Below are 13,478 nucleotides of genomic sequence, written 5' to 3'. Positions count from 1 at the left end.
TGTCACCCCTGCCGAAGGAGGCCCGTCATGGGGGCCGCACAGACCACTGCCGCGCCGCGACGGCGACGGCGCGCCGTGCCCTGGGTGTTCCTGGGGCTCTGGGTCGTCGTGATCGCGCTGGCCTCGCCGTTCGCGGCCAAGCTCGCCGACGTGCAGAAGGACCGGGCCGTCGACTACCTGCCGGCGAGCGCCGGGTCCACCGAAGTCGCGAAGATCCAGGAGCGGTTGCCGGGCGGCGAGGCCACCGAGCTGGTGCTCGTCTACCACCGCGACGGCGGGCTCACCGCCGCCGACCGGGCGGCCGCCGGGGAACAGGTCGCCGAGGTCGCGGCGGCCCACCGGCTCGTCGCGAAGCCCGAAGCCGTGCCCTCCGAGGACGGCACCGCGCTCATGTACCCGATCGCCACCACCGAGCCGGGGCAGGACGAGGAGAAGCGGGACGCCCTCGTCGAGGACGTCAGGGAGACCGCACGCGGCGAGGGCGGGCTGAGCGTGGACGTCGGCGGGGCGGGGGCCCTCGACACCGACGCGAGCGAGGTCTACAACTCGCTCGGCGGTCCTCTGCTCTACACCACCGCAGGCGTCGTCGCCCTGCTGCTCATCCTCATCTACCGCAGCCCCTTCCTGTGGCTCGTGCCGCTCGCCGTCGCGGGCGTCGCCGACTACCTCGCGATGGGCGTCGCGTACGGGCTGAACCAGGCCTTCGACACCTCCGTCACCGGGCAGAGCTCCGGCATCATGACCATCCTCGTGTTCGGCGCCGGGACGGACTACGCGCTGCTGCTCGTCGCCCGGTACCGGGAGGAGCTGAGGAGGATCGAGCAGCCCTACGACGCCATGGTCGCCGCCCTGCGCGGCTGCGGGCCCGCCGTCCTCGCCTCCTCCGGGACCGTCGCCGCCGGACTGCTCTGCCTGCTCGCCGCCGACCTCAACAGCAGCCGCGGCATGGGACCGCTCGGCACCGTCGGCGTGCTCTGCGCCCTCGTGACGATGCTGACGCTGCTGCCCGCCGTGCTCGTGCTGCTGGGGCGGCGCGTGTTCTGGCCGCTCGTGCCCGCGTTCGGGAGCACCCCGAAGCAGCGGCGGAGCCTTTTCGCCGCGATGGGCGGTTCGGCGGAGCGCAGGCCGCTCACCGTCCTCGCGAGCGGGGCCGTGCTGCTCGGCGCGCTCGCCCTGGGCGCGCTCAACCTGCCCGGCGCCCTTAAGCAGGAGGACTCCTTCACCAAGACACCGGAATCCGTGTCCGCCATGGAGACCCTCGCCACCGCCTACCCCGAACGCGGCACCCAGCCCATCACCGTCATGACCCCCGCCGGCCGCGCCGACGCCTCCCTGGCCGAGATCCGCGACACGAAGGGCGTCGGCGGCGCCGAGCGGGGACGTACCGCCGAAGGCTGGACCGAGATCTCCGTCACCGCGACGGCCGCACCCGAGTCGGCGGGGGAGACCGCGACCATCGAGGCGCTCCGCGACGGCCTCGAAGCCTCCTACGTGGGCGGTGCGAGCGCGCAGCAACTCGACCTGAAGGACACCAACGCCCGCGACCGCAACATCGTCGTGCCGCTCGTCCTCGGCGCCGTCCTGCTGGTCCTCGTCGCCCTGCTGCGCAGCCTCGTCGCGCCGCTGCTGCTGCTCGCCGCGGTCGTCGCCGTGTGGGGCGCCTCGCTCGGCATCGCGGGCCTCGTCTTCGAACCGCTCTTCGGGTTCGAGGGCACCGACCCGGGGCTCGGGCTGCTCTCCTTCGTCTTCCTCGTCGCACTCGGCGTGGACTACGGCATCTTCCTGATGCACCGCATGCGCGAGGAGTGCCTGAACGGCGCCGAACCGGGGGCGGCCGCCCTCACCGCGCTGCGCACCACCGGCGGCGTCATCGCCTCCGCGGGGCTCGTCCTCGCCGCGACGTTCGCCGTGCTGACCAACATGCCGCTGGTCCAACTCGTCGAACTGGGCTTCGTCATCGCCGTCGGCGTACTCCTCGACACCTTCCTCGTCCGTACGTACCTGGTGACGAGCGCGAGCGTGGCGCTCGGCAGGAAGGTGTGGTGGCCGGGACCGCTCTCCAAGGCACCTGCCGTGGGCGCCCCGCCGGCCCGCGAGGCCGAGCCCGCCCGGGTCCCCTCGCCTTGAGCCGGAACTTCCGGGCGCCCCTCCCCTCCCGGAGGGGCGCCCGCGTGCCGGAGGATGGGGCGGTGGAATCACACACGGGGGCGGGCACGGTGGCGCGGGGCACCGCCCGCAACAACCTCATCGAGCGGGTGCTCGGACCGGCCGCTCCCGGTGAACGCCTGCGCACCGACGCCCTGTTCGCGCTCGCCATGGCGGCGAGCGCCGTCGTCATCGTGCGGGTCGTGCGGGACAACGGCCAGCCTCCCGACGCCCTCGGCTGGCTGCTGCTGGCCGCCGCGCACGTCGTCATCGTGTGGCGGCGGCGCGCCCCCATGCGCGTCATGGTCGCCATGATGGCGATCCTGCTGACCTACCACTCCCTGGACAACAACCACACCGCGCCCATGGCGGCGTCGATGGCCTCCCTCTTCACCGTGGCCTCCCGGTCCCGGCCCCGGCACACCGTCCTCGTCGGCGTCGCGGGCATGGGCGCCATGCTGGGCGTGAAGTTCCACCAGGGCATGGCCGAGGGCGCCCAGTCGCTCCGCATCTCCGGCTGGATCGTCGCCTTCCTGCTGCTCGGCGTGTACGTGCGCATCCACCGCCAGTACGTCGCCTCCGTGGTGGAGCGGGCCGAGCGCGCCGAGCGCACCCGCGAGGAGGAGGCGCGCCGCCGGGTCGCCGAGGAGCGGCTGCGGGTCGCCCGCGACCTGCACGACCTGCTCGCGCACAGCATCACGCTCGTCGGCGTCCAGACGTCCGTCGCCGCGCACGTGCTCGCCGCCGACCCGGACCGCCTCGACCGCGCGGCCGTCGCCAAGGCCCTCGACGACGTCGCCGACACCTGCCGCGCCGCACGCGGTGAACTCCGCGCCACCTTGCAGGTGTTGAGGTCCGGCACCGAGGACGACGCCGACGAGGCACGGGAGCCGCTGCCCGGCCTCGACGGCCTGCCCGGCCTCGCCGACGCGGCCCGCACCGCGGGCGCCCGCGTCGAGCTGGCGGTGGCGGAGTGCCGGGCACCGGCCGCCGTGGGCGCCGCGGCCTACCGCATCGTGCAGGAGGCGCTCACCAACGTGGTGCGGCACGCCGGACCCGGCATCACCGTCCGGGTGTCGGTGCGCACGCAGGACGCGGCGCTGTGCGTACGCGTCGCGGACGACGGCACCGGCGGCCGGGACCTCGAGGCCGGCCACGCGCCGGGGTTCGGGCTCGTCGGGATGCGGGAGCGGGCCCGCACGGTCGGCGGCACCCTGGACGCGGGCCCGCGTCCGGAGGGGGGTTTCATGGTGTCCGCGGTGCTGCCCCTCGCACCCGTCTCCCTGGGAGGTCTGTCATGACGGTACCCATCCGCGTACTGCTCGCCGACGACCAGACGCTGGTGCGTGCCGCGTTCGCGATGCTCGTCGACTCGGCGCCCGACATGGAGGTCGTGGGGCAGGCGGGCACCGGTCGTTCGGCGGTCGACCTGGCCCGCTCCGAGCGCGCCGACCTCGTCGTGATGGACATCCGCATGCCCGACCTCGACGGCATCGGCGCGACGCGGCTGCTCGCGGCCGACGAGGACCTGGCGGGCGTGAAGGTCCTGATGCTGACGACGTACGACACGGACGAGCACGTCGTCGACGCGCTCCGCGCGGGCGCGTCCGGCTTCCTGGTCAAGGACACCAAGCCCGCCGAACTCCTCGACGCCATCCGCACGGTGGCGGCCGGCGACTCCCTCCTCTCACCAGGACCCACGGCCCGCCTCATCGCCCGCGTGCTGCGGGCGCCGGACACCGCACTGCCCGTCACCGGCGGGCCCGAGGGCCTCTCCGAGCGGGAGCGGCAGGTCCTCCGGCTCGTCGCGCGCGGCCTCAACAACCAGGAGATCGCCGACACGCTGGGCCTGAGCCCGCTCACCGCGAAGACCCACGTCAGCCGCATCATGGGCAAGGTCAGCGCCCGCGACAGGGCCCAACTGGTGATCATGGCCTACGAGTCGGGCCTGGTCGCGCCGGGGGCGGTGGGGGCGGTGGGCTCACCCTGACCCCGGCCGGGTCACAGCAGCCCGGCCGTTGCCACGTACTTGCCGACCCGTTCCGTCTCCGCCGCCGACAGCGGGATCTGCGGCTCCGCCGTCGCCGCGCAGTCGATCACCCCGCGCAGCCGCAGCGCCGCCTTGAACGCGCCGAGCGCCGACGAACTGCCGCCCATCCGCACCGGATCCCCGGCCGTCACCATCCCGAAGAGACCGCACAGCCGCTCCTGCTCGCCCCGCGCCCACGCCCAGTCGCCCTCCCGGCAGGCGCGGTACAGGCGCGCGTACCCGTCGGGGTCCACGTTCCCGAGGCCCGGCACCACACCGTCCGCGCCCATCGCGAGCGCCGAGTCGACCGTCACCTCCGACCCGGTGAGGACGCTGAACCCGGCGAGCCCCGGCTCGGCCCGCTTGCCCAGGACGACGCTCCGGAACGCCCCCTCGTCACCGCTGGAGTCCTTCAGGCCCGCCAGCACACCCTCCTTGGCCAGCTCGAGGACCAGCCCCGGGCCCAGCTTGGAGTGCACCGCCATCGGCAGGTCGTACGCGAAGACCGGCGCCCCGCAGCCCTCCGCGACAAGCCGGAAGTGGCGGGCGATCTCCGCCGGATGGGTCCGCGTGTAGAAGGGCGCGGTCACCACGACCGCGTCCGCGCCCGCCCGGGCGACGGCCCGCGCGTGGTCCAGGACGCGGGGCGTGGTCATGTCGATCGCCCCGGCCAGGACGGGCAGCCGGCCCGCCACGTGCCGGACGACGGTGTCGACGACGAGCGCGCGCTGCGGGTCGGTCAGATACGCGACCTCCGAGGTCGAGCCGAGCACGAACAGGCCGTCGACACCACCGGCGACCAGATGGTCGACGAGCCGGGTGAGGGAGGGGACGTCCACCTCGCGGTCCGGTGTCAGGGGGGTGCAGACGGGCGGGACGACACCGGTCAGCGGAGTGGGAAGGGTCATGGCTGCTCCCTGGGGGTGGCGGAGGCCGTGGCGGCGGCCTGGACGACGAGTTCGTGTGTTGGCTGTCCCTCGTCGACGGGATGGAAACAGCGGAACCCGTGCCCCGCGCCCGCCGAACGGGTGTCCGGCATGGCGGTCGCGCACACCTCGTCGGCCTTCCAGCAGCGGGTGCGGAACGGACAGCCGCTCGGCGGCCGCGTCGCCGACGGCACGGGGCCCGCCAGCGGGATCGGGTCGATGGGGTCGAGCAGCCCGGGCGTCGCGGAGAACAGGGCACGGGTGTACGGGTGCCGGGCGCGGTCCAGGATTTCCGCGGCCGGAGCCTCCTCGACGATCCGGCCGAGGTACATCGTGACGACGCGGTCGCTCATCCTCCGTACCGTCTGGATGTCGTGCGACACGAACACGAGGGCGAGGCCCAGGCGCTCCTTCAGGTCGAGGAGCAGATTGAGGATCTGCGCGCGGACGGACACGTCGAGGGCGCTCGTCGGCTCGTCGGCGACGAGGAGGTCGGGTTCGAGCGCGAGGGCGCGGGCGATCGCCACGCGCTGTCGCTGGCCGCCGGAGAGCTGTCCGGGCAGCCCGTCCGCGAGGGCCGTTGGCAGACCGACGAGGGCCATCAACTCCCGTACGCGTTCCTCCCGTTCCTTCGGCGTTCCTCGCTTGTGCACGTCGAGAGGGTCACGGAGTATCCGGCCGACCGGGAGCCTGCGGTTCAGGGCGGTCGAGGGGTCCTGGAAGATCATGCCCGTGTGGGAGCCGATGGAACTCCGCCTTTCGGCGGGTGTCATCTTCCACAGGTCGTGGGCGCGGAATGAGACTGTGCCGGTGGTGGGGCGTTGGGCGCCGACGAGGACCTTGGCGAGGGTTGATTTGCCGCAGCCCGACTCTCCTACGATGCCGACGGTTTCGCCGGGGGCGACGGTGAGGGTGGCGGCGGTCAGGGCGTAGACCCTGTCCCGGGAGAACAGGCCGCCGGACCTGGCCTTGTGCACGACGTGGACGTCGTCCAACTCGACGAGGGGGGTTGTCATTTCGGGTCACGCTCCGTCGTGGCTGGTCGCGCAGTTCCCCGCGCCCCTGGGAGGCGCCCCTGCGGGGCGCTCCCCGCAGGGCGCGTCCGCCGGGTGGTGGCAGGCCGTCGAGTGGGCCGGTGTGCCCGCCAGCTCCGGTGTCGTCGTACGGCACACCTCGCTCGCCAGCGGGCATCTGTCCGCGAACCTGCACCCCGGCGGGAAGTCCGCCGGGGACGGCACCACGCCCTTGATCTGGGTGAGGCGCTGGGCCGCCGACTCGAGGGAGAGGACCGAGCCGAGCAGGCCGCGCGTGTAGTGGTGGGCGGGCGACTCGACGAGGTCGGCGGTCACGCCCGTCTCGACGATCTGTCCGCCGTACATCACCACCACCCGGTCGGTGACGTCCGCGACGAGCGCCAGGTCGTGGGAGACGAGGATCAGCGCGAAGCCCAGCTCCTCGCGCAGCCGCAGGAGGAGCTGGATGATCTGGGCCTGCACGGTGACGTCGAGGGCGGTCGTCGGTTCGTCGGCGACGATCAGTTTCGGGTCGCGGGAGAGGGCCATGGCGATCAGGACGCGCTGGCGCTGGCCGCCGGAGAGTTCGTGCGGGTAGCTGCGCAGGGTGCGGTCGGGGTCGAGGCCGACGAGTTCGAGGAGTTCGACGGCCGTCCGGCGGCCACCCCTCCGTACGACCTGTTTGAGCTGGGAGCGGACCGTCATCGCCGGGTTCAGGGAGGACAGGGCGTCCTGGTAGATCATCGCCATGTCGTGGCCGAGCAGCCGGCGCCGGGCCCGCATGGGCAGGCCCGTCAGCTCCTGCCCGGCGAAGGTGACGCGGCCGCCGACCCGGGCGCCCTTCGGTTCCAGGCCCATCACCGTCAGCGCGGTCAGCGACTTGCCGCAGCCCGACTCGCCGACCAGGCCGAGCACTTCACCGGGGCGTACGTCGAAGCTGATGCCGTCGACGATGTCCACGCCCGCGTGGCGCTCGGGGAAGGAGATGGTCAGGTCGGTCACGGAGAGGACCGGCTCGCCCGTGGGGAGGGGGCGGGCGCGGGAGCGTAGGCGGTGGGCGGCTTCGGTGAGGCCGGGGAGTTCGAGGACGCGGCCGCTGCCGGGCTCGGGGGTCTCCAGGCGGTCCTGGGTGCGGGCCGGGCCCGCGACGTCCCGTCCTGAAGGGGCCGCCCAGGCGTCCGACACGCCCTCGGAGAGGATGTTGAGGGCGAGGACGGTGAGCAGCATCAGGAGTCCGGGGAAGACCGTCGCCCACCAGCCGCCGATCAGGACCATGTTCTTGCCGTCGGCGATGACGCTGCCCCAGGACGGGTCGGGCGGCCGCACCCCGGCGCCGATGAAGGAGAGCGAGGCCTCGAAGACGATGGCTTCGGCGACCTGCACGGTGCAGAAGACCAGGACGGGCGCCGCGCAGTTCACGGCGACGTGGCGGATCAGGATGTGCGGGGTGCGGGCGCCCAGGACGCGTTCGGCGACGACGTAGTCCTCGCCGTACTGGTCGAGGACGTTGGCCCGTACGACGCGGGCGATGGGCGGGGTGAAGAGGAACGCGATGGCGCAGATCAGGACGAGGATGCCACCGCCGAACACCGCGACGAGCACGGCGGCGAGCGCGATCCCCGGGAACGCCATGACGACGTCCAGGCAGCGCATCAGGGTCTCGTCGACGGCCTTGCGGGAGGTCGCCGCGACCGCGCCGATGAGGGCGCCGGCGACGAGGGCGAGCAGGGTGGCGCCGAGCCCGATGGCCAGCGACCAGCGCGCCCCGTACATGAGCCTGCTGAGGATGTCGCGGCCCAGGCTGTCCTGGCCCATCCAGTGGTCGGCGGAGGGGTGTCCGGTGCCGTCGGTCTGGGGCTGCTGGTCGAGCGGGTCGTGCGGGGCGATGAGCGGGGCGAAGGCCGCCACCAGGACGACGAGTCCTACGACGCCGACCGCGATGCGGGACAGGACGGGGAGTTTGCGGAAGGAGCGGATCCGTAGACCGGGCACGGAGAGGCGCTCGGCCAGCGCCGCACGCGAGGTGAACATCAACTCGACCCCCTCAGCCGCGGGTTGACCAGTAGGTGGAGGACGTCGATGACGAGGTTGACGATCACGAAGCCGACGGCGGTGGTGATGACGACGCCCTGGACGACGGCGGGGTCGCCGTTCTTCACGGCGTCGATCATCAGCTTCCCCATGCCGGGCAGCGAGAAGATCGTCTCGATGACGACCGCGCCGCCGAGCAGGTAGCCGACGCGCAGGCCGAGGACGGTGAGCGGGTTGATGAGGGCGTTGCGCAGGACGTTGCGGCCGACGACGACCACCGGGGGCAGGCCGTTGCCGATGGCCGTCCGTACGTAGTCCTTGTCGAGCTCCTCGACCACGGCGGTGCGGATGATGCGGGTGAGGCCCGCGGCGACCGGCAGGGAGAGTGCGAGGGCGGGCAGCGTCATGGTCTTCAGCCAGCCGGTGAGGGAGTCGGCGGGGTTGATGTAGCCGCCGGTCGGGAACCAGCCGAGGTCCACGGCCAGGTACTGGATCATCAGCAGCGCCAGCCAGAAGCCGGGAGCCGCGACACCGGTCAGGGAGATGACGCGGATGATCTGGTCGGGCAGCCGGTCGCGGTAGATCGCGGCGGTGACGCCGAGGGTGAGGGAGAGGACGACCGCGATGCCGAGCCCGAGGAAGGTGAGCTGCACGGTGAGCGGCAGGGCGGTGGTGACCTGGTCGAGGACGGGGGAGCGGTTGAGGACGCTGATGCCCATGTCGCCGTGGAGCAGGTCGCCGACGAACGCGACGTAGCGGACGGGCAGCGGGTCGAGGAGCCCGTTCTCCTCGCGGAACTGGTGCAGTTGCTCGGGTGTCGGGTTGGCGCCCTGGAAGAACGCGGACGCCGGGTCGACGTCCGAGAAGCGCATCACGAGGAACACGAAGAGCACGATGCCGAGCAGCAGCGGGACGAGCAGGGCGACGCGGCGGGCCAGGATTCTGAGGACTGCGGTCACGGCGTACGACTCCTCGACTGGGCCTGGGTCACACCCACTTGGCCTGGAGCAGATTGATCCCGGGGTATGGCTGCGCCTGGACACCGGTGACCTTCTTCGGGTCCCAGGCGGTCATGAGTTCGTTGTGGACGACCGGGTAGAGGACGGCCTGTTCGGCCACGGTGTCGATGTACGCCTGGATCATGGTCTTCTTCCGCCCGGCCTCGGGTTCGCGGGTGGCGGCGGCCATGTCCTTGAAGAGCTTCTTGGCGACGGCGTCGTCGGCCCAGCGCGCGTACCCCATCCACAGGTTCTCGGGGCCGTAGTTGTAGTGCATGATCAGGTCGGCGTCGAGCCCGAACTGGTTGGGGTTCGAGGCGGCCGCGACGACCTGGAAGTCCTTCTTCTGGTCCAGCTTGGTGAAGACGGCGGTGGTCTCCTGCGGGTCGAGGGTGACCTCGACGCCGAGCTTCTCCCAGCCGTCCTGGATGGTCGGCAGGCAGTCCACGATCCAGCTCACGTTGACGGCCATGAGGTTGACCTTCAGCGAGCCGACCCCCGCCTCCTTCAGCAGCTTCTTCGCCTTCGCGAGGTCGTATCCGTAGACCGTCTTGGCGGGCCGGTAGGAGGGGTTGGCCTCGTTGAGGAAGGACGTCGACGCCTTGCCGTGGCCCTTGAGGGCGGCCTCGATCATCTTGTCGCGGTCGATGGCGTAGTGCAGGGCCTGCCGGACGCGGACGTCGTCGAACGGCTTGTGGGCGGTGTTGAAGAGCAGGAAGAGGTTGTTCATCCCGGCCCCGCCCTCGACGGTCATCCCGCCCTTCTTCAGCTGCCCGATGTTGGCGTACGGGATGTTGTCGGCGATCTCCGCGTCCGCGCTGCCGCCGGAGATCTTCGCGACGCGCGGCGCGGCGTCCACGATGGTCAGCCAGTTCATCTTCTTGAAGGCGGCCTTGCGCGGCCCGTTGTAGTCGCCGAAGGCCTCGAAGGTCGTGTTCGACTTGGGGTGGTGCGAGGCCTGCTTGTACGGTCCCGACCCCACCGCCTTCCCCTTGGTCGCGTCGTCCCACGCGCCCGGCTTGCCGAACACGTGCTTCGGCATGATCTTGGCGAGGGAGAGCCGGGCGGCACCGTCGGGGAACGGGAACTTCAGGATCAGCTCGACGGAGGTCGCGTCGACCTTCCTGACCTCCTTCAGCCAGCTCGCGAAGAAGCCCTTGGCGAGGGTCTGGGTCTTCGGGTCGAGGATCCGGTCGAAGACGAACACGACGTCGTCGGCGGTGACGGGCTTCCCGTCGTGCCACTTCGCGCCCGGCCGCAGGGTGAACTTCCACGTCGTCGCCTCGAGATCGTTCGGGATCTCCGTGGCGAGCGCGGCATACGGTTCACGGCTGATCGGATCGGTCCCGAGCAGCCCCTCGTAAATGTGCTCATTGCCGGCCATCGCGAAGGCGGACGCGGTCTGGGTCGGGTCCCAGCTCCCGTCGTTCCCGTACCCGATGACGGCCGTGAGCGTCGAGTCGCCGCCCTGCCCGCCGCCCCCGGTCTCGTTGGTGGACTCGGGCCCCGAGCAGGCGGAGAGCGTGGTCGTGACGGCGGCGGCCGCGCTCAGCGCACCCGAGTACTTGAGGAAGGCCCGGCGGTCCGGCAGGACGGCGCGGCGCGTGGTCGGAGAGGGCAGATCGGTCACTGTGTCTCCCTTGCCTACCTAAGAGGTCCCACGTCCTACGTCATGGGTGGCGTGGCGACGATAGGAGGGGCGAGGGGGCCGGTCAAGGTCTCCGGCAACGCGGCCCCGCGTCGTTGGGCAGGGCGGGTGACACGGCCGGTGGTCAGGGGGTTCGGTGGTCAGGGGGTGCGGGGCAGCCATTGATGGTGGGGCCCAGCTCGCGGGCCAGGGTCAGCGCGAGGGCGCGGAAGATGCGCACCTCGGGGTTCTCCTCGTCCGCGCGCACCGCGAGGTAGCTGCTCTCCCACGGGGCGTCGAGGATCGGGACGAAGGCCGCGCCCGGCCAGGCGTAGTAGCGGGCGAAGGACTTCAGGCCCGAACCCGCGGTCCGGCCGGTGACCACACCGGTGAGCACCTCCTGCGGGGTCACCGCGCAGTCCGTGCTGCGGTGCCGGGCCTCCTCGCCGAAGTAGAGGTAGTCGGTGAAGGTGCGCGGGGTGTGGCCGGGGACGCGGAAGAACGGCAGGCCCGCGATGTCCGCGACCGTCGCGCCCGTCAGCCGGGCCTCCGCCAGCGGGGAGCGGTCCGGGACGACGACGATGCGCTGCTCCGTCGTCAGGACGTCGGCGGCCACCCGCTCGTCGTCGGGGCCCGGCCGCACGAAGGCCACGTCCACGCGGTCCTCCGTCAGCGCCGTCACATGCTCGGTGAAGTCCAACTGGCGGATCTCCACGCGCACTTCGGGGCGGGCGCGCCGGTAGGCGTTGATCGTGGCGGGAGTGAGCTCCGCCGAGCCGTGGCCCATGATGCCGACCCGCAGCGGGCGGCCCGCCGGGGCGGCGCCCGGGCGGGCGGCGTCGGCCATGTCGTCCAGGGCGGCGTTCGACGCGGCGAGCAGCACGCGCGCGTGACCGGCCAGCCGCACCCCCGCCGGGGTGGGCACCACCGGGTTCGCGCGCCGGTCGAGGAGGAGCGTGCCCAGCTCCGTCTCCAGGCGGCGCACGTGCTGCGTGACGGCGGGCGGCGACAGGAAGAGCCGGGCCGCGGCCCGCCCGAAGTGACCCTCTTCCACCACCGCGAGGAACGACGACAGAAGTCGCAGATCGAGCGGTGCGGAAGACATGCGTACCAGCGTAGACCCGGAGGTCAGCGAGGTGCGCGCCGTCTTCACGAATCGTGAACGCGGGCGGCGGGACCGGTTGCGGCGCGTCTAGAACTGGGCGTCATGAGCACCACCACACCCACGTCCGCGGAACCCGTTCCCGGCCCCGTTTCCGGCTCTCCCGGCCCTGTTCCCGACACCGCTCCCGTCCCGCCCCGCCGGCACGGGGTGCGAGCCGCCTGGATCATGATGGCCTCCGGCTGGAGCGCCAATCAGTTCTCCGCGCTCCTCGGCGCCTACCGCTCCGAGCTCGGCCTCTCCGAGTCCGCCGTCACCGGCCTCTTCGCCCTGTACGTCATCGGGCTCATACCCGGCCTCCTGGTGGGCGGCCCCCTCGCCGACCGCGTCGGACGCCGCCCGGTCGCGCTGACGGCCCTCGCGCTGAACCTGGTCTCGACCGGGGTGCTGATGCTGGGGGCGGGGGCCACGGGGTGGCTGTGGCCGGGGAGGTTCGTGACGGGGTTCAGCGCGGGGGCGCTGCTCGCGGCGGGCAGCGCGTGGATCAAGGAGCTGTCGTCGGCTCCGCATGTTCCCGCCGGAAGCGGGACGGCCTCGACGGCGTCGCGGCGGGCGGGCCTGTTCGTCTCGGCGGGCTTCGCCTCGGGCGGCCTCGTGGCGGCGCTGATCGCCCGGTGGGCACCGGCGCCGATGGTCACGGCGTACATCCCGCACGCACTGCTGGCGGTGGGGGCGGGGCTACTGGCGCTGAAGGCCCCCGAGACGGTGACGCCTCCCACTGAGGGCGACCGGGCCGGCTCCGGCGCGCTCACGGTGCCGGGCGCGGGCGGGCGCGGTGCGGGCAGGCTGTTCCGGCGCCGGGTGCTGCCCGTGGCGCCCTGGGTCTTCGCCGCCCCCAGCGTGGGGTTCGTGACGCTGCCCGGCCTCGTGCACGGAGGCCTCGTCTACGCGGGAGTCGCCACCGCCGTCGTACCCGGCTCGGGCCTGCTCGTGCAGCCGCTCGCCCGCCGCGTGGCGCCCCGGCACCGGCTCGCGACCGCCGTCGCCGGGCTGCTCACGGTGACCGTCGGCTTCGGCGCCGCCGCGTTCGCCGCCTCGCTCGGCACCGGGAGCGGCGGCCTCGTCCTCGCCCTCGTCGCCGCCGCGATCCTCGGCGCCGGCTACGGCTTCGTGCTGACGTACGCCCTCACCGAGGTCACCGCCATGGCCCCGCCCCACCGGCTCGCCCGCCTCACCGCGTACTTCTGGACGGCGGCGTACGTCGGGATGCTCGCGCCGTACGCCGTCACGCTCCTGTCCGGCGTGGTGCGCCCACCGGCCCTCCTCACCGGGGCCGCCGCCCTCGCGGCCCTCTCCTGCGCCCTCCTGACCGCCCTCCACGCCCGCGAAAGGAGCTAGGGCGAGTCTTTCGGATCAGCCCGGGCCCGCGACGCCTGGCACGGCGCCTCGCGGCGTTGTCGCATCACCCACGGACACCCAGTGCACCGCACCAGACGCCGCGGGCTGTCCGGACCGATCCAGAAGACACGCCCTAGGCGCCCGGTCTCGCGGTGCGGGCGTTCCGGTGGTCACCGCGCGCCGGTTTGTATCCTCGGCACGCTCAGTCC

10 protein-coding genes are annotated in these 13,478 nt (G+C 72.6%); 4 read left to right on the top strand and 6 right to left on the bottom strand.

Annotated features, from left to right (window positions below):
* Nucleotides 1–27 precede the first annotated feature (27 nt).
* The 3 genes from ACI2L3_RS01810 (at nucleotide 28) to ACI2L3_RS01800 (ending at nucleotide 4,135) form a co-directional block, all read left to right on the top strand.
* Nucleotides 28–2,127: an MMPL family transporter gene (locus ACI2L3_RS01810; RefSeq protein WP_404750319.1), complete on the top strand. Its 2,100-nt coding sequence runs from the start codon at nucleotides 28–30 to the stop codon at nucleotides 2,125–2,127.
* Nucleotides 2,128–2,189: 62 nt separating this feature from the next.
* Entirely contained in the window at nucleotides 2,190–3,446 is a 1,257-nt protein-coding gene (locus ACI2L3_RS01805) for a sensor histidine kinase (RefSeq protein ID WP_404750318.1), read from the top strand.
* The gene (locus tag ACI2L3_RS01800) at nucleotides 3,443–4,135 is read left to right on the top strand and encodes a response regulator (RefSeq protein ID WP_404750317.1); all 693 of its coding nucleotides are present in this window, start codon (nucleotides 3,443–3,445) and stop codon (nucleotides 4,133–4,135) included. The genes ACI2L3_RS01805 and ACI2L3_RS01800 overlap by 4 nt, the downstream gene beginning before the upstream one ends.
* Before the next feature lie 11 nt (nucleotides 4,136–4,146).
* Here ACI2L3_RS01800 and ACI2L3_RS01795 read toward each other — a convergent pair whose 3' ends face one another.
* The 6 genes from ACI2L3_RS01795 to ACI2L3_RS01770 all read right to left on the bottom strand — a co-directional run bounded on the left by ACI2L3_RS01795 (nucleotide 4,147) and on the right by ACI2L3_RS01770 (nucleotide 11,874).
* Nucleotides 4,147–5,082 carry a dihydrodipicolinate synthase family protein gene (locus tag ACI2L3_RS01795; protein ID WP_404750316.1) on the bottom strand — a complete coding sequence of 312 codons (936 nt, stop codon included), beginning with the start codon at nucleotides 5,080–5,082 and terminating at the stop codon, nucleotides 4,147–4,149.
* Nucleotides 5,079–6,116, bottom strand: coding sequence for an oligopeptide/dipeptide ABC transporter ATP-binding protein (locus ACI2L3_RS01790; RefSeq protein WP_404750315.1), 1,038 nt, complete (start codon nucleotides 6,114–6,116; stop codon nucleotides 5,079–5,081). The genes ACI2L3_RS01795 and ACI2L3_RS01790 overlap by 4 nt, the downstream gene beginning before the upstream one ends.
* Before the next feature lie 6 nt (nucleotides 6,117–6,122).
* Nucleotides 6,123–8,144 (bottom strand): dipeptide/oligopeptide/nickel ABC transporter permease/ATP-binding protein, encoded by a 2,022-nt coding sequence (locus tag ACI2L3_RS01785; protein ID WP_404750314.1) that lies wholly within the window; start codon nucleotides 8,142–8,144, stop codon nucleotides 6,123–6,125.
* Nucleotides 8,144–9,103 (bottom strand): ABC transporter permease, encoded by a 960-nt coding sequence (locus ACI2L3_RS01780; RefSeq protein ID WP_404750313.1) that lies wholly within the window; start codon nucleotides 9,101–9,103, stop codon nucleotides 8,144–8,146. The genes ACI2L3_RS01785 and ACI2L3_RS01780 overlap by 1 nt, the downstream gene beginning before the upstream one ends.
* 28 nt (nucleotides 9,104–9,131) lie before the next feature.
* Nucleotides 9,132–10,772, bottom strand: coding sequence for an ABC transporter substrate-binding protein (locus tag ACI2L3_RS01775; protein ID WP_404750312.1), 1,641 nt, complete (start codon nucleotides 10,770–10,772; stop codon nucleotides 9,132–9,134).
* A 142-nt stretch (nucleotides 10,773–10,914) separates the two neighbouring features.
* Entirely contained in the window at nucleotides 10,915–11,874 is a 960-nt protein-coding gene (locus ACI2L3_RS01770; RefSeq protein WP_404750311.1) for a LysR substrate-binding domain-containing protein, read from the bottom strand.
* Nucleotides 11,875–11,976: 102 nt separating this feature from the next.
* Here ACI2L3_RS01770 and ACI2L3_RS01765 point away from each other — a divergent pair, with 102 nt between their 5' ends.
* Nucleotides 11,977–13,269 (top strand): MFS transporter, encoded by a 1,293-nt coding sequence (locus ACI2L3_RS01765; protein ID WP_404750310.1) that lies wholly within the window; start codon nucleotides 11,977–11,979, stop codon nucleotides 13,267–13,269.
* Nucleotides 13,270–13,478: the final 209 nt, after the last annotated feature.

The sequence above is a fragment of the Streptomyces sp. NPDC029674 genome, assembly GCF_044903205.1.
Classification (GTDB): Bacteria; Actinomycetota; Actinomycetes; order Streptomycetales; family Streptomycetaceae; genus Streptomyces.
This window is presented reverse-complemented; position numbering and strand designations above follow the sequence as displayed.